Below are 19,502 nucleotides of genomic sequence, written 5' to 3'. Positions count from 1 at the left end.
TCCTCTCCAGTGTCAGCTCCGGTGTTCCTGACGGCTTACGGGTAGGTGAAGCTCGTCGCGGTGCCGGCCGCCCAGAGGATCATCAACAGGATGAAGAGGCCGATCGTGACGCCACCGCAGATGAGGCCGGCGAGGGCCATGCCGCGGTTGGTGGCGAGACCCTGCTTGGCCTTGTTCAGGCCCAGGTAGCCGAGGACGACCGCGGCGATGCCGAGCGGGAAGCCGATGTAGAAGCAGCACAGCAGCGGGATCGAGGCGATGCCCAGGATCATGCCGACGAGGCCGAGCGTGTTCTGCGGCTGCTGGCCGCCGTACCCCGGAGTGCCGTAACCCTGCTGCGGGTACGCTCCGCCGGAGGTCGGGTAGGCGCCGCCCGAGGTCGGGTAGGGCGAGCCGGAGACCGGCGGCTGCTGCGCGTAGGGGTCCTGGTAGGCCGGCTGCTGCGGCTGCGCGTACGGGTCCTGGTACGCGGGCTGCTGCGGCTGCGCGTAGGGGTCCTGGTACGACGGCTGCTGCGGCTGGCCGTACTGCGGCTGACCGTACTGGGGCTGACCGTAGGGATCCTGGTTGGGCTGCTGCCCGTACGGATCCTGGCCCGGTGGTGGGTAGCCCATTGATGTGGCTCCTAAGGCTAGGGACAACTTCCGCTGGTGGTGATTCGCACCAGGGTAGTCCCGAGGGGGATACGGAACTTCGGCAGCGTACTGGTCCGGATCAACTCTGCGTAGAGTAGTTCGGCCTTTTGAACAAGTTTATCCGGTAATGTCCAGCAGCCCGGCGCTGAGCAGGGCCGACCCGGTCGATAGAGTTTCGTGGTGACCGTTCGGCTTGTCGTGCTCGTGTCCGGCTCCGGCTCCAACCTGCAGGCCCTTCTCGACGCCGCCGCCGACCCGGCCTACGGGGCGGCGGTCGTCGCCGTCGGCGCCGACCGGGACGGGATCGAGGGGCTCACCCGCGCCGAGAAGCACGGGGTGCCGACCTTCGTGACGCGGGTGAAGGACTTCGCCGACCGGGACGCGTGGGACGCCGCGTTGACCGCGGCCTGCCGGCGGTACGACCCGGACCTCATCGTCTCCGCCGGCTTCCTCAAGCTCGCCGGGCCGCGTTTCCTGGCCGAGTTCGAGGGCCGCTACGTCAACACGCACAATGCGTTGCTCCCGGCGTTCCCGGGTATACACGGCCCGCGCGACGCGCTCGCCTACGGCGTGAAGCTCGCCGGTGCCACGCTCCACTTCGTCGACAGCGGCGTCGACACCGGGGTGATCATCGCGCAGGTCGCGGTGCCCGTCCTCGACGACGACACCGAGGACACGCTCCTGGAGCGGATCAAAGTGGCCGAGCGCCGCCAGCTGGTCGACACGGTCGGGCGGATGGCGCGCGACGGCTGGACCGTCAACGAACGAAAGGTCAGGCTTGGCCGTGGCTAACCGGCGTCCCATCAGGCGCGCGCTCATCAGCGTGTACGACAAGACCGGACTGGAGGACCTCGCCCGCGCCCTGGCCGGCGCCGGGGTCGAGCTGGTCTCCACCGGCTCGACGGCCTCCCGGATCGAGGCGGCGGGCCTGCCGGTCACCCGGGTCGAGGAGCTCACCGGGTTCCCGGAGACGCTCGACGGGCGGGTCAAGACGCTGCACCCCCGCGTGCACGCCGGCCTGCTCGCCGACCTGCGGCTGGAGGCCCACGCGGCGCAGCTCGGCGAGCTGGGCATCGCCCCGTTCGAGCTGCTCGTGTCGAACCTGTACCCGTTCACCGAGACCGTCGCCTCCGGCGCGACCGAGGACGAGTGCGTCGAGCAGATCGACATCGGCGGGCCGGCCATGGTCCGCGCGGCGGCCAAGAACTTCCCCAGCGTCGCCGTGGTCACGTCGCCTTCGGATTATCCGGCAGTACTGCAGGCGCTGGCCGACGGCGGCTTCACGCTGGACGAGCGGCGGGCGCTGGCCGCGTCCGCGTTCGCGCACATCGCCGAGTACGACGTCGCCGTGGCGGCCTGGTTCTCCACCGACTTCGCCGGAACCGCGCTGCGCCGCTCGGCCACGCTGCGGTACGGCGAGAACCCGCACCAGGCGGCGGCCCTCTACGCCGACCCCGCGGCCGCCCCCGGCCTGGCCCAGGCCGAGCAGCTCGGCGGCAAGGAGATGTCCTACAACAACTACGTCGACGCCGACGCCGCCTGGCGCGCCGCGCACGACTTCACCGAGCCGTGCGTCGCGATCATCAAGCACGCCAACCCGTGCGGCATCGCGATCGGCGCCGACGTGGCCGAGGCGCACCGCAAGGCCCACGCCTGCGACCCGGTCAGCGCCTTCGGCGGGGTGATCGCGGTCAACGCTCCCGTCACCGTCGACCTGGCCAAGCAGATCAGCGAGATCTTCACCGAGGTCGTCGTGGCACCGTCGTACGAGGACGGCGCGGTCTCGCTGCTGACCGCCAAGAAGAACCTGCGGGTGCTGCGCGCCCCGGCCTGGCAGCCGGCGGCGGCCGAGTCGCGGCAGATCTCCGGCGGCGTGCTCGTGCAGTCCGCGGACCGCGTCGACGCCGACGGCGACGACCCCGCCAACTGGAAGCTCGTCACCGGCGCGGCGGCCGACGCGGAGACCCTGCGCGACCTGACGTTCGCCTGGCGCGCGGTGCGGGCGGTCAAGTCGAACGCGATCCTGCTGGCCTCCGGCGGCGCGACGGTCGGCGTCGGCATGGGCCAGGTGAACCGGGTGGACTCGGTGCGGCTCGCGGTCTCCCGGGCCGGCGACCGCGCGTCCGGCTCGGTCGCGGCGTCCGACGCGTTCTTCCCGTTCGCCGACGGGCCGCAGGTGCTCCTCGACGCGGGCATCAAGGCGATCGTGCAGCCGGGCGGCTCGATCCGCGACGAGGACGTGATCAAGGCGGCCGAGGCGGCCGGCGTCACGATGTACCTCACCGGGACGCGGCACTTCTACCACTAGGGCAGCGTCACCGGCGCCGGGACCTTGGCACCGAAGTACAGCGCGACCGCGTCGCTCACGACGTGCGCGCCCTTCGCCAAGGTCCCGCTCGCGCCCTGCTCGTACATCGCGGCGACCACGTAGCGCTCGCCGTCGCCCGCGAACCCGACCGTGTGGGTCACCCAGACGGTCCGGCCGTTGACCGGCTTCTGCGCCCAGCCGTCCTTGTTGCCGGGCTTGAGCGCGCTGCCGGCCGCCCACACGCCCCACCGCTGGTTGCTCGCGACCTTGCGCAGGGTGCCGACCAGGTACGCCCGGTCCTCCGGGGCGAGCTTCTCCAGCACGTACGACATCAGGTTCTGCAGGTCGTCGGCGCTGCACCGCAGGTTCCGCCAGAAGGTCTCCTGCCCCTGGACGACCGCGAGCGACCGCATGCCGAACCGCTGCTTGAAGCGCTCGAGCATCCCCGGCCCGTCGTACCTGTTCCACAGCGCCGTGGCGGCGTCGTTGTCCGAGTTGATCAGCGCCTTGTCGAGGTTGCCCTTGTCGGTCTGGTCGAGCTTGAGCGCCCCGGCCCGCTGCCGCTCGAGCAGGTCGGCCGCGATCGCGAGCTTGATCGTCGAGGCGGTCCAGGTGGTGGCGGTGGTGTTCCCGGCCTTCCAGACCTGCCCGGTGGTGCGGTCCCGCACGACGATGCCGATCGTGCCGGGCTGCTGCTCGACGAACGCCTTGGCCTGCTGCTGGCGGCTCTGCGCGGCGCTGCCGCTCGGTTGGGCGCTCGGCTGGCCCAGCCCCTGCGTGCCGCCCTCGGCACTCGCCTGGGCGCTGGTCTGGGTGCTCGCCTGGTTCGGGCTCGCCTGGGTGGGGGCGTTGTCCCCGCACGCGGCGAGCGTCAGCAGGGTGAGGAGGGCGACTACGCCACGCCGCACGGACATCTCCCGAACTCTAGTGGCAGGATCCTTCCCGTGACGGCGACGATTCTGGACGGCAAGGCGACAGCGGCGGCGATCAAGGACGACCTCCGCGGCCGGGTGAAGGCCCTGGCCGACCGCGGCGTGGTCCCCGGCCTGGGCACGATCCTGGTGGGCGACGATCCCGGCTCGCACGCGTACGTCGCCGGCAAGCACCGCGACTGCGCCGAGGTCGGCATCGCGTCGATCCGCCGCGACCTGCCGGAGACCGCCACCCAGGCCGAGGTGGAGGCCGCCGTCCGCGAGCTGAACGAGGACCCCGCCTGCACCGGCTACATCGTGCAGCTGCCGTTGCCGAAGGGCCTGGACGAGCAGCGGATCCTCGAGCTGGTCGACCCCGCCAAGGACGCCGACGGCCTGCACCCGACGAACCTGGGCCGCCTGGTCCTGAACATCCCGGCCCCGCTCCCGTGCACCCCGAACGGCATCGTCCAGCTGCTGCGCCACTACGACGTCCCGCTGAACGGCGCCGAGGTGACAGCGATCGGCCGCGGCACGACGGCCGGCCGCCCCCTGGGCCTGATCTTCACCCGCAAGTCCGAGAACTCGACGGTCACGCTGTGCCACACCGGCACCCGCGACCTGGCCGCCCACACCCGCACGGCCGACATCGTGATCGTGGCCGCGGGCTCCGCGGGCCTGCTCACGGCGGACATGGTGAAGCCCGGCGCCACCGTCCTGGACGTGGGCGTCACGCGCGTGGTGGGCGAGGACGGCAAGGCCCGCCTGGTGGGCGACGTGGCCCCGGAGGTGGCCGAGGTGGCCGGCTACCTGGCCCCGATGCCGGGCGGCGTAGGCCCGATGACCAGGGCCATGCTCCTCACCAACGTAGTCGAACTGGCCGAACGCGCCACGTCATAGTTTGGCCCGCTGGCCCGCTGGCCCGCTTGGGCGCTGGCCCGCGCCGCCCGGGGTTCGGATGCCGCCCGCCGCTCCCGGTCGCGCCCGCCCCGTTTCGCGCCAGCTCCTCTGGTCCCGCCGCCGTCGACTTCATGATCAAGGGAAGAATCTGGCTGTCATAGCGACCAGAAGTTTCCCTTGATCATGGGGAGCCGGGGGTCGTCCCCATGACGCGCCCCGCCGGGTGGGCAACTCGCAGGATGGAGCCCGGTGCAGGCCGGGCCCTCGCCAGCCGCCTGGCCAGGCAGCGATTCCGGGCGATGAGCTCCTACCTCGCCCAGCCGCGCGGCAGGCCCCGTTGCCTCCGGTGATCGCGGTTTGATCGCCGTTTCGGCCCTGGGGGCCCACGCTCTCCTCGGCTCGCGCCCTCCCGGTCCGTGCCGTTGTCGCCGGCGGCCCTTTGGGTTCGCGCCCGCTTTGGGTCCGCGCCCTCCCGGTCCGCGTCGTTATCGCCCGCGCCTGCCTGGGCCCGCGCCTGCCTGGGCCCGCGCCTGCCTGGGCCCGCGCCTGCCTGGGCCAACGCCCTCCCGGGCCCGCGGTGCTCTTGGGTCCGCGCTCGCCTTGGGTCCGCGGCGCTCCCGGCCCGCGGACTCCTCGGGCGGGGCGCGGCCGCGGGCCTCGGTGCGCTGGGCGGCCGGCTACGGGACGGTCAGGTACAGCGTCGTGGCCTTCGGGTCGTGGACCGTGACCGCCGTGTGGCCGGCGCCTGCGGCTACGGCCGTCGTGGCCGGGCACGCGGTCGGGCAGGCGATCGTGCGGGGGGAGGACGGCATCGCGCCGTTCTCGGTGGCGACCGTCACCAGGCGCAGCGCGCCGTCCGCGGAGCGCCAGAGCAGGTGGGCCCGCTCGCCGTCGGCCGCGCCCGTGAGCGGCTGGTGGCCGCCCAGGCCGGGTAACGCCACGTCCCACTTCACGCCGCCCGTGCGGGCGTCGACGGCAGCCAGGTGCGGGCGGTCGGCGCTGGGCTCCGCGTAGAGCAGGACGGCCCCCGCGGCGACGGTCAGGGCCCCGGCGGCGTCGTGGCGGGCGCCGACCGAGCCGGTCACGGCGTCCATGTACGTCGCGCGGTGCGGGACGCCGGTCACCGTCACGAAGCCCGCGCCGACGGCGAACACGCGCAGCTCCGGGTTGGTGCGCTGGATGGCGTGCCAGGACCACCGCTCGGCGCCGCTGTCGGCGGTCAGGCCCACGGCCATGTCGTCGACGCCCGTGGCGCGGCACCGCATGGCCACGGCGACGGTGTCGGACGTCGAGGCCAGGTCGGTCACGTCGCACGGGCCGCCGTTGCGCTCCGGGGCCCACCGCCAGCTCAGCGCGCCGTCGCGGGCGTCGATCCCGAGCAGGTCGCCGGCCCCGATGCCGAGGTTGGACAGGACGGCGATGCGCCCCGCGGCCCGGACGGTCGCCATCTTTCCCGAGGCGAACCGCCGCGAGAACCGCTCCGCGCCGGTGCCCGCGTCGAGCGCCGTGACCAGGATCCCGTCGTCGGTGCCGAACACCACGACCACCGCGCCGTCGACCAGGCCGGCCGTCGAGCTGGGCAGGTCGGAGCGCAGATACTGCCAGGCGGTCGTGCCTGTGCCGAGCCAGACCGCCCGGATGCCGTCGGTGCCGCGCAGGATCACCAGCTCGTTGTGCACGCCGACGAGTTGCACCCCGGCCAGCTGCAGCGGCCAGGCGGGGGCGGAGCCGGACGGCTGGGCGCCGGCCGTGGTCGCGTCGACGAACCGGCCCTCCCGCGCCCAGTCGATGCCGATGAACGCCGTGAGCAGCACCAGCGCCACCGTGACGGCCCCGGCCAGCCAGGACCGGCGGCCGGTGGGCGCGATCCGGCCCGGCCCGGCGACGAGCAGCAGGATCCAGCCGAGCGCGGCGAACGCCGTGCCGGCGACGGTGAGCGGGCCGCCGACGGCGACGCCCGCGCCCGGTGACACCAGCCGCGCCAGGCCGACGGCGACGAGGAGGGCGGCCACCGCGGCGACGGCGGCGACCGCGGCGATCAGCCGGAAGCGGCGCGGCTCGTGGCGGGCGTAGGCGAGGCAGAGCAGGCACAGCAGCGGGCCCAGGAAGGCGATCCCGGCGATCGTCGTCAGGTCGGGGTGCAGGCCGCCGGAGAGGGTCCAGGGCAGCGCGAGGCCGGCGACGGTGGCGGCGATGCCGAGCGCCAGGACGATGAACCCGCAGAGGCGGACGACGAGTTTCACGGCAAACAGAATGACGGGTCCCTATGACAATTTCGACCGCCGCTTCTGTCGGTAAGCCGCCGACTTCGCTCGGTTCTGACACGCCAGCGAGCAGAAGCGGCGGGACGTGTTCTTCGTAGCATCGAGGAAGTACGCGTCGCAGGTGTCGGCGGCGCACTGGCCGAGCCGGTGCGCCTGCCGGGTGCCGACCAGGAAGGCCACGGCGGTGGCGGACTCGGCGGCCCAGGCGTCGACGATCGTGGCCGAGTGGGCGTGGAAGGACAGTTGCGGCAGCCCGTCGGGGCTCGCGTGCAGGTTCGGCACCGCGCCGTGCTCCCGCAGCACGCCGTTGAGCACCCCGGCCGCGCTGTGCAGGTCGCCGGCCAGGCAGGCGTCGAGGGCGGCCCGTAATCGGCCGGCGACCGTGGTCAGCACGTCGACGTCGGCCGACGACACGTCGTGCCCCCGCAGGCGGGTGCTCCCCGCCAGATCGGCGAAGGCGCCGCGCAACCCCTCGGCGGGCCGCCCCTGCCGGGTCGGCACGGCCAGGTCGTTCACCAGCGTCAGGCAGAGTTCGACATACGTCTCGACGTAACTGTCTATCTCGACTTGACCAGTGATCCCACCCTCGTCTATCGTCACCGCCATAGCGTAACTTAGACAGTGACGGGGAGCGGGCATGTTCGAGTTCACCGATGCCGGGCGGATCCTGGCCGGCGTCGCGCTGCTGTCGATCGTGACGATCGAGGTCGGGGGCTGGTTCCTCACGAAGATCGTTCGTGGTGCGGTCCCGATGACCCCGTTCCAGAAGGCCTTCGCGCGGGCCGGTCACGCCCACGCCGGCGTTCTGGTCACGCTGGGCCTGGTCGGGATTCTGTACGCCGAGCTGGCGCACCTCGGCGGCGCCGTCGGCTGGCTGTCGCGGATCTGCGTCCTGGCGGCGGCCATCCTCATGTCGGGCGGCTTCTTCGCGGCCTCGGCGGGCAAGGACCGTAACGAGCCGAACGCGGCGATTGCCCTGGTCTGGGTGGGTGCGCTGTCCTTAGCGGTGGGCGTGGTCAGCCTGGGGGTCGGCGTCCTCACGAGCTGACCCATCCAGTACGCTCGTACTGCTAGGGAAGAAGGCCCGAGAGGAGCGCCTGGCCGATGGCGAAGATCAAGGTAAACAACCCTGTCGTCGAGCTCGACGGCGACGAGATGACCCGCATCATCTGGAAGCAGATTCGCGAGCAGCTGATCCTGCCGTATCTCGACGTCGACCTGAAGTACTACGACCTGTCGATCGAGTTCCGCGACCAGACCGACGACCAGGTGACGATCGACGCCGCCAACGCCATCAAGCAGTACGGCGTCGGTGTCAAGTGCGCCACGATCACGCCGGACGAGGCTCGCGTCGAGGAGTTCAAGCTCAAGAAGATGTGGCGGTCGCCGAACGGCACGATCCGCAACATCCTCGGCGGCGTGGTCTTCCGCGAGCCGATCATCATGGCCAACGTGCCGCGGCTCGTCCCGGGCTGGACCAAGCCGATCATCATCGGCCGTCACGCCCACGGCGACCAGTACAAGGCGACCGACTTCGTCGTGCCCGGCCCGGGCAAGGTCACCGTCACCTACACCCCGGCTGACGGCAGCGCCCCGATGGAGTTCGAGGTCGCCAACTTCCCCGGCGGCGGCGTCGCGATGGGGATGTACAACTACGACGACTCGATCCGCGACTTCGCGCGGGCGTCGTTCCGCTACGGGCTCGACCGGGGCTACCCGGTGTACCTGTCGACGAAGAACACGATCCTGAAGGCGTACGACGGCCGGTTCAAGGACCTGTTCGCCGAGGTCTTCGAGGCCGAGTTCAAGGACGCGTTCGCCGCGGCGGGCCTGACCTACGAGCACCGGCTCATCGACGACATGGTCGCCGCCGCGCTGAAGTGGGAGGGTGGCTTCGTCTGGGCCGCCAAGAACTACGACGGTGACGTCCAGTCCGACACCGTCGCCCAGGGCTTCGGCTCGCTCGGCCTGATGACCAGCGTGCTGATGACCCCGGACGGCAAGACGGTCGAGGCCGAGGCGGCGCACGGCACGGTCACCCGGCACTACCGGCAGTGGCAGAAGGGCGAGAAGACCTCGACCAACCCGATCGCCTCGATCTTCGCGTGGACGCGCGGCCTGGCCCACCGTGGCAAGGTCGACGGCACGCCCGAGGTGACCGGCTTCGCCAACACGCTTGAGCAGGTCTGCGTCGAGACCGTCGAGGGCGGCCAGATGACCAAGGACCTCGCCCTGCTCATCGCCCGCGACGCCCCGTGGCTGACCACGGACGAGTTCATGAACGCGCTCGACCAGAACCTCGCCAAGAAGCTCGCCGCCTGACACGACCCAGGGTGGTCAATGGCGGTCAGTAGGTGACGACCGGGCCGGCCGGGGTGTCCTGTACGGACACCCCGGCCGTCTGCATTGCGTCGCGGAGGGCGTCGCTCAGGGCCCAGTCCCTGGCCTCGCGGGCCGATGTGCGCAGGGTCACCAGGGCGGTGACCAGCGGGGTCAGGCGGTCGGTGCCGGCCAGGCCGCCCAGGCGGACGAGCATGCGTCGCAGGGCGGATCTGGCCTGCTCGCGTTCGTCGGAGACATCCGTGTCGGCGATCCAGTCGTGCATCGACTGCTCCAGGTCCAGGGCCGCGGCCACGCAGCCGTCGACGTCGCGGGCCTCGTAGCAGGTGTCGAAGCGGGTCACCGCCGTGAGGGTCTCCGCGCCCAGGGACGTGGCCGGGAGATCCGGGCGCGAGGACGGCGGGGCCGGGGGGTCCGAGGACTCGGACGGGTCGTCGGGCTGGTTCGCACCCGTGAAGGCGGTGAAGGGGAGCAGCGTGCCCGCCGGCCACCAGCGGGACTCGCCGTTGCGGCGCAGTGTCAGGCCGCCGTTGCCCAGCACGCGGACCGTGGCGGCGGACGGGTCGAACACCGCTGCCGTGTGTTCGTCGACGCCCAGGATGAACGAGTCGTCCGGCAGTTCGGGCTCCAGCATCCGCAGGCGGCGCTCGCCCAGGTAGCAGAAGCGGGTGTCGTGGTGGCCGCCCTCGGCGTTGTCGTAGTGGGGGATGATCACCGCCGGCAGACCGGTCAGGGGGCGGATCAGGTCCAGGCCCGGCGCCCAGGCCGGGTCGGCGCCGACCTTGTAGATCTCGTAGACCGGGATCGTGTGGGAGCTCAGGGTCAGGGCCGCGGCGCTCGCGAACAGAACGACCGCGTCGCGGGCCACGGCCTCCTGCAGTACCAGTGGAATCTCTGTGTCCGTCCACTGGCGGAGGGCGTAGGTCGGGCTCCCCGGCCCGGCGAACAGCCAGCCCGCCGACCGCAGGTCAGCCAGGGCCCGCTCGCGGTCCAGGCCGGGGGGCGGGGTGGTGCGCCAGTTGACGACCGACACGCGGTGGCTGGTGCTGTCGGCGAAGTACTTCAGGGCGCGGGTGGAGATGTCGTCGGCGTTCTCCTGGAAGCCGTACGGCGTGTCGAGCAGGACGGCAGGGCGGTCGCCGCAGCGCTCGAAGATCTCGCGGTGGGGCTTGACCATCGTGGGGGCGGTCTCGCCCGAGCCCATGATCACGAGCAGGCCGGTCATCAGGGCACCAGCCCGAGCAGGTCGGCGGCGATCGACGCCGGGTGCTGGGCGTGCAGGTCGTGGTCGCCGCCGGGGTACGGGCGGACCTTCACGTCGCGCAGGCCGGCCAGGTCGGCCTCGGCGCTGCCGGCGGGGATGGCCAGGACGGGGGCCTCGACGCGCGGGTAGTACGGCTGCGGTGGGTCGTCCCACATGCTCCGCAGGATGCTCATGTGCCGGTCGACGGGCAGCCGGCGGCGCAGCGAGTCGCCGGGACCGACGGCGAGGTTGGCGATCGTTGCCTCGATCGCCCACGGCTCCCAGTCGGGGTGGGTGGCGCGGAGCGAGGCGCGCAGGGTGGTGGCGGTGATCGCGCTGACGTCCGGCGGGCGGAGCCGGGCGGCGCACGCCTCCCAGGAGGGGAAACGGGCGGCCAGGTGGATCCAGCCGCCGTCGACCAGGGCCAGGGCCGCGACCCGGGACGGGAAACGGGCGGCGAGCTGTACCACGACGTTGCCGCCCCACGACTGGCCGGCGACGATCGCGGCCGGCAGGTCCAGGAGGTCGCAGACCGCGGCGAGGTCGTCGGCGGCCGTCGCGGTGTCGTAGCCGGTCGGGGGCGCGTCCGACTCGCCGTGCGAGCGCAGGTCGACCGCGTAGACCGGATGGCCGGCCAGCGCGGCGGCCACGCCGTCCCACAGGCGGGCGTTCGACGACAGGCCGTGGACCAGCAGGAACGGCGTCCCGCGAGCGTCGGCACCGAACACCCGGACGTTGAGCGAGACGCCTTCCCCCACGCGCACCCTCATAGAGGCGACTCTAGATGCCGTGGCCCCTCCGGTGGAGGGCCCCGAGCACGCTTTCGACCTTGACGACGCCGGTGACGGCGGCCGGCGCGATCGCGGCGCGCGGCTCGCGCCAGTTCGAGCGCATCGCGGCCCTGGTCCAGCGCCATGCGTCGAGGCGGTTGCCGGTGGCGGCGGACCAGCAGGCCTGCCCGCCGTGGACGCGGCCGGCTCCGGTGCCCGAGCCGGCGATCTCCGGGTGGCGGGCCGTCTCCAGCTCTCAAACGATCCGGTCCTGCGGCGACGTTCAGCGCCGAGATCGCCCAGGACCCCGCTCTACATCCCGATGACGAAGAGCCGCCCGGCCCGCAATTAGGCCGGACTCACCCCCGTGCCGTCGAGCCGTGCAGCGCCGCCGGGCCGTGCAGCGCCGCCGGGCCGCGCCAGTAACCTGCGGTGCATGCTGGTTCGCCCCGCGCGCGGCTCCGACCTCGCGGCCCTGGTCGCGCTGCGCCACGCCAACGCCGAAGCGCACGTCGCCCTCGACCCGGCGGCGTACCGCGTCCCGGACCCCGCAGTGGTGGCGGCCTACTTCATGGCGACGCTGGCCGCCGGCACCGACGCCCTGCTGGTCGCCGAGTCCGCAGCGGGCCGGGTGGTCGGCCTGGTCGAGGTCCTCCTCCAGCCCGACCCGCCCGACCACCAGATCCTGCACCCGTCCCTCCGCGCGCTGGTGCACACCGTGGTCCTCCCGGAGGCCCGCTCGTCGGGCGTCGGCGCGGCGCTGCTGGCGGCGGCGGAGGACTGGGCGCGGCAGCGCGGCGTCGCGTACCTCTCCGCGGGCATCCACCACGCCAACTCGGGCGCCCAGCGCTTCTACGCGGCCAACGGCTTCGAGGGCGGCGGCGTCTCGCTGGGCAAGCACCTCGGGATCTGAGGACCAGCAAGGTCTCACGTCGATGCGGACACGTTTCCCAATCAACGTACCCCGCCCCGCCAAATCGCCCCACCGTCCCGTCACCGACCGTGACAGACACGCCGCCCCGAGGGCTGACGTCGGCCCTCGACCTGGCCTGACGGCCGGATTTCATGATCGATGGCGACTTCTGGTCGCCATGGCAGCCAAAACTCTCCATCGATCATGGAGCGGCGCGTCAGGCGAGGCCGTTCGGTGCCCAGACCGCGATCATCACGGCGCGCCCCATGATCGAGGGAAACAGCTGGCTGTCAGGGCGACCGGATGTTTCCCACGATCATGAAACACGCCGCACCGGGACGGTCAGGGGATCGGGCGGGGGTCGATCCAGCCGTTGCCGCCCAGGTAGCGCAGGACGGTCGTGACCGCCTCGCCGTGTGACAGGCCCGTCGTGTCGATCGTCAGCTCGGCGTCCAGCGGCACCTCGTACGGGTCGTCGATGCCCGTCATGCCCTTGATCAGGCCCGCCCGGGCCTTCGCGTACAGGCCCTTGCGGTCGCGGCGCTCGCACTCCTCCAGCGGGGTCGAGACGTGGACGAGCACGAAGCCCGCGCCGGCGTTGCGGGCGAAGTTGCGGGCCGCGGCGCGGGAGTCGCGGTACGGGGCGATCGGGCAGCACACGGCCACGCCGCCGTGGCGGCCGATCTCGGCCGCCACCCAGCCGATGCGGCGGATGTTCGTGTCGCGGTCCTCGGCCGAGAAGCCCAGGCCGGCCGACAGGTGCCGGCGGACGATGTCGCCGTCGAGCAGCGTGATCGTGCGCTCGCCGGTCTCCTGCAGCGCGTCCGCGACGCCGGTGGCCATCGTGGACTTGCCCGAGCCGGACAGGCCGGTGAAGAACACGACCAGGCCGCGCTGGCGGCGGGGCGGGCGGGCGCGGGCCAGCTCGCGGGCCACCGCCGGCGGGGTGTGCCATTCGGGCAGGATCGTCCCGCGGTCCAGGTGGTCGTCGATCTCGGCGGTGGTCAGCGGGAGGCGGCGGTGGCGGGGCGGGATGTCGTCGAGTGAGCGCCACTGGCCGTCGCGGCCGTCGTAGGCCAGCTCGCGGGGGACCAGCACGCGCAGGCCGCCGCCGGAGAGCATCGACTCGCTGGAGGCCAGCAGATGCGTGACGCCGTACGCGGCGGCGACGCGGGTGCGCAGCATCGCGTCGCGGATGTCGTCGCCGTCGTGGTGCGGCAGCGGGAGCGCCACGATCGTGGACGACGGCATGCGGTCGCGGGCGGCGAGCACGCAGCGCACCAGGGCCTCGGGGGCGAGGCCGTCGGGGCCGGGGCTGTCGACCGGGACCAGGACGAGCAGGTGCGCGGCGAGCGTGCGGGCGGCCCGGGCGATCTGGGCCAGCTGGGGGCGGTGCAGCGGGCGGTCGGCGATCACGCCCAGGATGCGGCCGGCCGGCAGCGTCTCGCGGACCTCGGCGGGCGTGCGCCGCATGCGGCGGAACGCGCCGTGGCCGCCGTCGCCGAGGCGCCGGACCCGGCCGGCCACCCCGGCCGTGGTCTTGCGGGCCGGGTAGACCTCGGTCGTGTCCAGCGCCGCGATCGGCGCGCCCTCCAGGTCGGCGAGCACCAGCACCCGGCGCAGCGGGTTGCCGACGTCGAGCTGCTCGGCGAGGTTGCGCGGCACCTCCAGGGTGACCGGCACCGGCCACGCCGTGCCGTCGGCCAGCCGCCCGGTGCGCCGCAGCGCGATCAGGTCGGACGAGCCGAGGAACCCGGTCAGCGGGGCATACGCGTCGGAGAGCAGCAGCTCCAGGTCGGCCAGTTCCGACGGCTTGGGGGTATAGATCGGTGCGTCTCGCAGCACCTCGTCCGGCAACGCCCAGCCATCGACAGCCCAACCGTTCACAGCCACGACCGACAGTCTGCCAAAGCGGTCAACCGGTGTTCCGCATGCCCGCCGCGATGCCATTGATGGTCGTCAGCAGCGCCCGTTCGAGCGCCGGGTCGGGCGACGCCTTCCGCCCGCCGCCCCAGGCGCCGCTGTCGGCCGCCTTGCTCGCGCGGTACTGGTCGAGCAGCGTGACCTGCAGGTGGTGCAGCGGCTGGAGGTAGCTGTCCCGGACGCCGAGCGTGCGGTGCAGGACGGGCTGGCGGTCCAGCAGCGCGGCCTCGCCGGTGATCGCCAGGACCTCCTCGACCGTGCGCTCGTACTCCTCCCGGATGACGTCGAAGATCGGGCGCAGGTGCTCCGGGACCAGCGTGTCGACGTAGCGGGACGCGATTTCGAGGTCGGTCTTCGCCAGCATCATCTCGACGTTGGACAGGAACGTGCCGAAGAAGTGCCACTTCTCGTGCATTTCCCGCAGTACCTCGGAAAGCCCCGCCTCCCGCGCCGCCTTGAGGCCGCTGCCGACGCCGAACCAGCCCGGCACGATCTGGCGGGACTGGGTCCAGCCGAAGACCCACGGGATCGCCCGCAGGCCGGACAGGCCCGCGTCGGCGTTGGGCCGCTTCGCCGGGCGCGAGCCGATGTTCAGCGCGCCCAGGAGCTCCGTCGGGGTGGCCGCCCAGAAGTACCCCGGAAGGTCCGGGTTCTCGACGAGCGCCCGGTAGTTGGCGAACGCGGCGGACGAGACGGTCTCCATGGCCGCGTCCCAGCGGGCCAGCGCCTCGGCGGGCTGCCGCGGCTCGGTGTGCAGCAGGGCCGACTGGAGTACCGCGGCCAGCGTGAGCTCCAGGTTCTCCCGCGCGAGGGCCGGCAGCGTGTACTTGTCGGAGATGACCTCGCCCTGCTCGGTGACCTTGATCGCGCCGTCGAGCGTGCCCCACGGCTGGGCCAGGATCGCCTCGTGGGTGGGGCCGCCGCCCCGCCCGACGGTGCCGCCGCGGCCGTGGAAGAGCCGCAGGCGGACGCCGTGGCGGGCGGCGACGTCGCGCAGCTGCCGCTGGGCCTTGTGGATCATCCACTGCGAGGTCGTGATGCCGGCGTCCTTGTTGGAGTCGGAGTAGCCGAGCATGACCTCCTGCACGTCGCCGCGGGCGCGGACGATCGCGCGGTACACCGGGATCGACAGCAGGTCGTCGAGCAGCTCGCCGGCCATCTCGAGCTCGCGGGCCTGCTCCAGCAGCGGGGCGAAGCCGACCCGGGCGCGGGCCGACTCCATCGACGCGCCGCCGAACCCGGCGCCGGCGCTCACCTCGACGAGGCCCCACTCGCGGGCCAGCACCACGGCGGCGAGGACGTCGTCGATGCCCTGGGTCATCGAGATGATGTAGGTCTCGATCACCTCGGGGCCGAAGCGGTCCTGGACCTCGCGGATCGCCGAGAACACCTCGAACGTCTTGCGGGCCGAGTCGCTGAGCGACGTGTCGCGGGTCGCCAGCGGGCGGCGGCCGTTGAGCTCGTCGATGAGCAGCTGGCGGCGGGAGTCGCGGTCGAGCGCCGCGTAGTCGAGCTCGCCGACCCGGCGGTACAGCTGCGCGAGGACCTCGTGGTGCTGGTCGGCGTGCTCGCGGACGTCGAGCGTGGCCAGCTGGAGGCCGAACGCGGAGAGCGTGCGGATCGCCGAGGCGAGCCGGCCGGTCGCGGCGAGCTGGCCGCCGTTGCGGGCCAGCGACGCGCGCATGAGCTCGAGGTCGGCGATGAGCTCGGCGGTGCCGAGGTAGTCGCGGCCCTGCTTGTGCGGCGTGCCGGTGGCCAGGCGGCTGCGGGTGTGCTGCAGCTTGAGCCGGATGCAGCGCAGCTTGAGCCGGTAGGACTCCTCCAGGTTGACCCGGCGGTAGCGGGCCGGCAGCTCCGGCAGGTTGTCCAGGTCGGCGGCGAGGCTCGCGGACAGGTCGAGCGACACCCCGCGCAGCCGCTTGGACACGGACAGCTCGTCGATCAGCGTGTCGATCACACTCTCGGCCGTCCGGATGCCGTACTCGTGCTGGATGAGCAGCACGTCGCGGGTCACCGCCGGGGTGACGAACGGGTTGCCGTCGCGGTCGCCGCCGATCCACGTGCCGAAGGTGAGCGGGCGGGCGGTCGGCGGCAGCTGTACCCCGAGGTCCTTGAGCGTCTCGTAGAGGTCGTCGAGGACCTGCGGGGCGGCGCCCTCGGCCAGGTCGGCCAGGTAGTAGACGGCGTTGCGGGCCTCGTCGGACGGCTCCGGGCGCTCCAGGCGCAGCTCGTCGGTCTGCCACAGCAGGTCGAGCAGCTCGGCGAGGCGCAGGTCGGTGCGCGCCGTGCGGGTCTTGTCGGGCTCCAGCGAGCCGTCGAGCGCGGTGGCGACGGACTCGGCGTCGAGCTCGTCGGCGACGGCGCGCAGCTTGGTGAGGATCGAGCGGCGGGCCGCCTCGGTGGGGTGGGCGGTGAAGACGGGGCGCACGCCGAGCTTCGAGGCGATCGAGCCGATCTCGCGCACGCCCACGCCGCGGTCGGCGATCAGCTTCGCGGCCCGCTCCAGCCAGCCGCCCTCGCGGACCCGGATGCGGCGCAGCTCACGGGCGCGGTGGACCTGCTCGGTGATGTTGGCGAGGTGGAAGTACGTCGAGAAGGCCCGGGCCAGCTGCGTGCCCGTGACCACGTCGAGGCCGTGCAGGCGCTCGGCGGCGGCCTCCGGGTCGGTGCGCACCAGGGCGCGCACCTCCTCGACCAGGTCGAGCAGGTGCTGGCCGTCCTGGCGGACCAGGCTCTGGCCGAGCAGCGATCCCAGCCGTCGGATGTCAGCGCGCAGCGCGGCGTCGGTTGCGCTCGACGCGGGAGCTTCTGCGGACATGGGAACGTCCCCCTAGCGGTGTGGTCGGCTCGGCTTGGGGGGACGGCGCTGTCCGATTTCACCGGCATCGTATCGGCTACGGCGCCGCCCCGGGCGCGGTCGGTGAGTGATGTCTCTAACCAGCCTCTCACGCACGGTGATCGCGGCGGCCCCCGACGACGGCGGCGAAGTGTCATACCGGGCGGATACTCTGGTAACCGCATCGACCACCCCCGTCCGTTCCGGGCGCGGGGTTGTTTGCCGTGCAGATTGGGTCGCACACCGCCATGAAGCTCGCCGGTCTCACCTCCGCCGCCCTCGCCGACCCGGGCCTCGCCCGGGCCCGTGACCTCGCCCGCGCCGGGCACTCCGACCAGGTCGACCTGACCGGGCCGCCGTCGCTGCGGGCGTTCCTCGTCGCCGCCGTCGCCGCCGAGCGGCCGGTGCTCGCGGTCACCGCCACCGGGCGGGAGGCCGAGGACCTGGCCGCCGCCCTGGGGTGCCTGCTCGACCCGGACGCCGTCGCCGTCTACCCGGCCTGGGAGACGCTGCCGCACGAGCGGCTGTCCCCGCGCTCCGACACGGTCGGCAAGCGGCTCGCCGTGCTGCGCCGGCTGGCCCACCCGACCGAGGTGGCGCCGCGCCCCCGGGTCGTCGTGGCGCCGGTCCGTTCGGTGCTGCAGCCGCAGCTCAAGGGCCTCGGCGACCTGGAGCCGATCGAGCTGAGCCCGGGTGGCGCGGCCGACCTCGACGCGCTGGTCACCCGGCTGGCCGACCTCGCCTACGCGCGGGTCGACCTGGTCACCAAGCGGGGCGAGTTCGCGGTCCGCGGCGGCATCCTCGACGTGTTCCCGCCGACCGAGGAGCACCCGCTGCGGGTGGAGTTCTGGGGCGACGAGGTCGAGGAGATCCGCTCGTTCGCGGTCGCCGACCAGCGCACGATCGAGAAGGTCGACCGGCTGTGGGCCCCGCCGTGCCGGGAGCTGCTGCTCACCGCGGAGGTGCGGGCCCGGGCGGCGGCGCTGTCGACCGACCACCCGCAGCTCGCCGAGATGCTCGACAAGCTCGCCGCCGGCATCCCGGTCGAGGGCATGGAGTCGCTCGCGCCGGCGCTGCTCGGCGGCGGCGACTCGCTGGAGCTGGTGCTGCACACCATGCCGGCCGGCACCCACGTGCTGCTGTGCGACCCGGAGCGGATCCGGACCCGGGCCCACGACCTGGTGCGCACCAGCGACGAGTTCCTGGAGGCGAGCTGGGCGGCGGCCGCGGTCGGCGGCAAGGTGCCGATCGACCTGGGCGCGGCCGCGTTCCGCCACCTGGGTGACGTGCGCGCGGCGGCGGCCTCGCTGGGGCAGCCGTGGTGGTCGCTGAGCCCGTTCGCCGCCGCCGAGGACACCGCGGTGCGCGCGGTCGAGCCGTGGCGGCTCGGCGAGGACGCCGAGGTGACGGTGTCCGACGACGCCGTCGCGATCACCCTCGCCGCGCAGCCTGTCCCGCTGTACCACGGGGAGACCGCACGGGTCGTCGACGACCTCAAGCGGATCGCCGGCGACGGCTGGCGCATCGCGCTGGTGTTCGAGGGCAGCGGCCCGGCCCAGCGCGCCGCCGAGGTGCTGCGCGACGCCGACCTGGGCGTGTCGCTGGCCGACACGCTGACCGCCGAGCCGCCGGCCGGCCTGGTCACGATCACCACCGGGTCGCTCGGCAACGGGTTCCTCGACGAGGGTGCCCGGCTGGCCGTCATCACCGGCACCGACATCTCCGGCGGCCGGGGCGCGTCCACCAAGGACATGCGCAGGATGCCGAGCCGCCGGCGCAACCAGATCGACCCGCTGGAGCTGCGCACCGGCGACTTCGTGGTGCACGAGCAGCACGGCATCGGCCGCTACGTCGAGATGGTCCAGCGCACGGTCAACGGCGCCGACCGCGAGTATCTGGTGATCGAGTACGCGGCGTCGAAGCGCGGCCAGCCCGGCGACCGGCTGTTCGTGCCGACCGACCAGCTCGACCAGCTCTCCCGCTATGTCGGGGGTGAGACGCCGACCCTGCACAAGATGGGCGGCGCGGAGTGGCAGAAGGCGAAGTCCCGCGCCCGCAAGGCGGTCCGGGAGATCGCCGCGCAGCTCATCCAGCTGTATGCGGTGCGCCAGAACTCGCAGGGCCACGCCTTCGGGCCGGACACGCCGTGGCAGCGCGAGCTCGAGGACGCGTTCCCCTACCACGAGACCCCCGACCAGCTCGCCGCGATCGAGGAGGTCAAGGGCGACATGGAGAAGGCGGTCCCGATGGACCGGCTGATCTGCGGCGACGTCGGCTACGGCAAGACCGAGATCGCCGTGCGGGCCGCGTTCAAGGCGGTGCAGGACGGCAAGCAGGTCGCCGTGCTCGTGCCGACCACGCTGCTCGCCCAGCAGCACTTCAACACGTTCTCCGACCGGGTAGCCCAGTTCCCGGTGGAGGTCCGCCAGCTGTCGCGGTTCCAGACCCCGACCGAGACG

General features: G+C 72.9%; 15 protein-coding genes. 7 read left to right on the top strand and 8 right to left on the bottom strand.

Annotation, left to right across the window (positions count from 1 at the left end; translation table 11 throughout):
- Positions 1-35: 35 nt before the first annotated feature.
- Positions 36-614, bottom strand: a complete 579-nt coding sequence (locus ABZS66_RS42015) for a DUF4190 domain-containing protein (RefSeq protein ID WP_354767933.1) — start codon at positions 612-614, stop codon at positions 36-38.
- A 198-nt stretch (positions 615-812) separates the two neighbouring features.
- Here ABZS66_RS42015 and purN point away from each other — a divergent pair, with 198 nt between their 5' ends.
- Positions 813-1,427: a phosphoribosylglycinamide formyltransferase gene (gene purN, locus ABZS66_RS42010; RefSeq protein ID WP_354767931.1), complete on the top strand. Its 615-nt coding sequence runs from the start codon at positions 813-815 to the stop codon at positions 1,425-1,427.
- The gene (purH, locus tag ABZS66_RS42005) at positions 1,414-2,943 is read left to right on the top strand and encodes a bifunctional phosphoribosylaminoimidazolecarboxamide formyltransferase/IMP cyclohydrolase (RefSeq protein ID WP_354767929.1); all 1,530 of its coding nucleotides are present in this window, start codon (positions 1,414-1,416) and stop codon (positions 2,941-2,943) included. The genes purN and purH overlap by 14 nt, the downstream gene beginning before the upstream one ends.
- Here purH and ABZS66_RS42000 read toward each other — a convergent pair.
- Positions 2,940-3,857 carry a serine hydrolase gene (locus tag ABZS66_RS42000; RefSeq protein WP_354767927.1) on the bottom strand — a complete coding sequence of 306 codons (918 nt, stop codon included), beginning with the start codon at positions 3,855-3,857 and terminating at the stop codon, positions 2,940-2,942. The genes purH and ABZS66_RS42000 overlap by 4 nt on opposite strands.
- Positions 3,858-3,887: 30 nt before the next feature.
- On the opposite strand from ABZS66_RS42000, the gene ABZS66_RS41995 reads away from it, so the two are divergent.
- Positions 3,888-4,754: a bifunctional methylenetetrahydrofolate dehydrogenase/methenyltetrahydrofolate cyclohydrolase gene (locus tag ABZS66_RS41995; protein ID WP_354767925.1), complete on the top strand. Its 867-nt coding sequence runs from the start codon at positions 3,888-3,890 to the stop codon at positions 4,752-4,754.
- 677 nt (positions 4,755-5,431) lie between these two features.
- Here ABZS66_RS41995 and ABZS66_RS41990 read toward each other — a convergent pair.
- Together ABZS66_RS41990 and ABZS66_RS41985 are read right to left on the bottom strand one after the other, a co-directional pair.
- Positions 5,432-6,997, bottom strand: a complete 1,566-nt coding sequence (locus tag ABZS66_RS41990; RefSeq protein WP_354767923.1) for a PQQ-binding-like beta-propeller repeat protein — start codon at positions 6,995-6,997, stop codon at positions 5,432-5,434.
- 21 nt (positions 6,998-7,018) lie between these two features.
- Positions 7,019-7,618 carry a CGNR zinc finger domain-containing protein gene (locus ABZS66_RS41985; RefSeq protein ID WP_354767921.1) on the bottom strand — a complete coding sequence of 200 codons (600 nt, stop codon included), beginning with the start codon at positions 7,616-7,618 and terminating at the stop codon, positions 7,019-7,021.
- A gap of 37 nt (positions 7,619-7,655) precedes the next feature.
- Between ABZS66_RS41985 and ABZS66_RS41980 the strand changes: the two genes are divergently transcribed.
- Positions 7,656-8,066: a hypothetical protein gene (locus ABZS66_RS41980; protein ID WP_354767919.1), complete on the top strand. Its 411-nt coding sequence runs from the start codon at positions 7,656-7,658 to the stop codon at positions 8,064-8,066.
- 56 nt (positions 8,067-8,122) lie between these two features.
- Positions 8,123-9,340: an NADP-dependent isocitrate dehydrogenase gene (locus tag ABZS66_RS41975; protein ID WP_354767917.1), complete on the top strand. Its 1,218-nt coding sequence runs from the start codon at positions 8,123-8,125 to the stop codon at positions 9,338-9,340.
- 25 nt (positions 9,341-9,365) lie between these two features.
- Here the strand turns inward: ABZS66_RS41975 and ABZS66_RS41970 are convergent, their stop codons facing one another.
- On the bottom strand, positions 9,366-10,583 hold the full coding sequence (locus ABZS66_RS41970; RefSeq protein WP_354767915.1) for a hypothetical protein: 1,218 nt from the start codon (positions 10,581-10,583) through the stop codon (positions 9,366-9,368).
- Positions 10,583-11,371 carry an alpha/beta fold hydrolase gene (locus ABZS66_RS41965; protein ID WP_354767913.1) on the bottom strand — a complete coding sequence of 263 codons (789 nt, stop codon included), beginning with the start codon at positions 11,369-11,371 and terminating at the stop codon, positions 10,583-10,585. Before ABZS66_RS41965 ends, ABZS66_RS41970 begins: the two co-directional genes overlap by 1 nt.
- Before the next feature lie 436 nt (positions 11,372-11,807).
- Here ABZS66_RS41965 and ABZS66_RS41960 point away from each other — a divergent pair, with 436 nt between their 5' ends.
- A complete protein-coding gene (locus ABZS66_RS41960) occupies positions 11,808-12,284 on the top strand; it encodes a GNAT family N-acetyltransferase (RefSeq protein ID WP_354767911.1) in 477 nt (158 codons plus the stop codon).
- A 342-nt stretch (positions 12,285-12,626) separates the two neighbouring features.
- Here ABZS66_RS41960 and cysC read toward each other — a convergent pair whose 3' ends face one another.
- On the bottom strand, positions 12,627-14,234 hold the full coding sequence (gene cysC / locus ABZS66_RS41955; protein WP_354767909.1) for an adenylyl-sulfate kinase: 1,608 nt from the start codon (positions 14,232-14,234) through the stop codon (positions 12,627-12,629).
- Positions 14,200-17,025, bottom strand: a complete 2,826-nt coding sequence (ppc, locus tag ABZS66_RS41950) for a phosphoenolpyruvate carboxylase (RefSeq protein WP_354767907.1) — start codon at positions 17,023-17,025, stop codon at positions 14,200-14,202. The genes cysC and ppc overlap by 35 nt, the downstream gene beginning before the upstream one ends.
- Positions 17,026-17,291: 266 nt before the next feature.
- Here ppc and ABZS66_RS41945 point away from each other — a divergent pair.
- Positions 17,292-19,502, top strand: a 2,211-nt coding sequence (locus ABZS66_RS41945; protein WP_354767952.1) for a CarD family transcriptional regulator, incomplete at its 3' end; no start/stop codon positions are given.

This window comes from Dactylosporangium sp. NPDC005572 (assembly GCF_040605515.1).
GTDB lineage: Bacteria > Actinomycetota > Actinomycetes > Mycobacteriales > Micromonosporaceae > Dactylosporangium.
The sequence above is the reverse complement of the archived record's forward strand: the minus strand, read 5'-3'. Positions and strand labels throughout refer to the sequence as shown.

Coding starts and splice junctions, on each gene's coding strand:
- ABZS66_RS42015 (WP_354767933.1), bottom strand. CDS start 614: ATGGGCTACCCACCACCGGGCCAGGATCCGTACGGGCAGCAGCCCAAC.
- ABZS66_RS42000 (WP_354767927.1), bottom strand. CDS start 3,857: ATGTCCGTGCGGCGTGGCGTAGTCGCCCTCCTCACCCTGCTGACGCTC.
- ABZS66_RS41980 (WP_354767919.1), top strand. CDS start 7,656: ATGTTCGAGTTCACCGATGCCGGGCGGATCCTGGCCGGCGTCGCGCTG.
- ABZS66_RS41975 (WP_354767917.1), top strand. CDS start 8,123: ATGGCGAAGATCAAGGTAAACAACCCTGTCGTCGAGCTCGACGGCGAC.
- ABZS66_RS41970 (WP_354767915.1), bottom strand. CDS start 10,583: ATGACCGGCCTGCTCGTGATCATGGGCTCGGGCGAGACCGCCCCCACG.
- ABZS66_RS41965 (WP_354767913.1), bottom strand. CDS start 11,371: ATGAGGGTGCGCGTGGGGGAAGGCGTCTCGCTCAACGTCCGGGTGTTC.
- ABZS66_RS41960 (WP_354767911.1), top strand. CDS start 11,808: ATGCTGGTTCGCCCCGCGCGCGGCTCCGACCTCGCGGCCCTGGTCGCG.
- cysC (WP_354767909.1), bottom strand. CDS start 14,234: ATGGCATCGCGGCGGGCATGCGGAACACCGGTTGACCGCTTTGGCAGA.
- ppc (WP_354767907.1), bottom strand. CDS start 17,025: ATGTCCGCAGAAGCTCCCGCGTCGAGCGCAACCGACGCCGCGCTGCGC.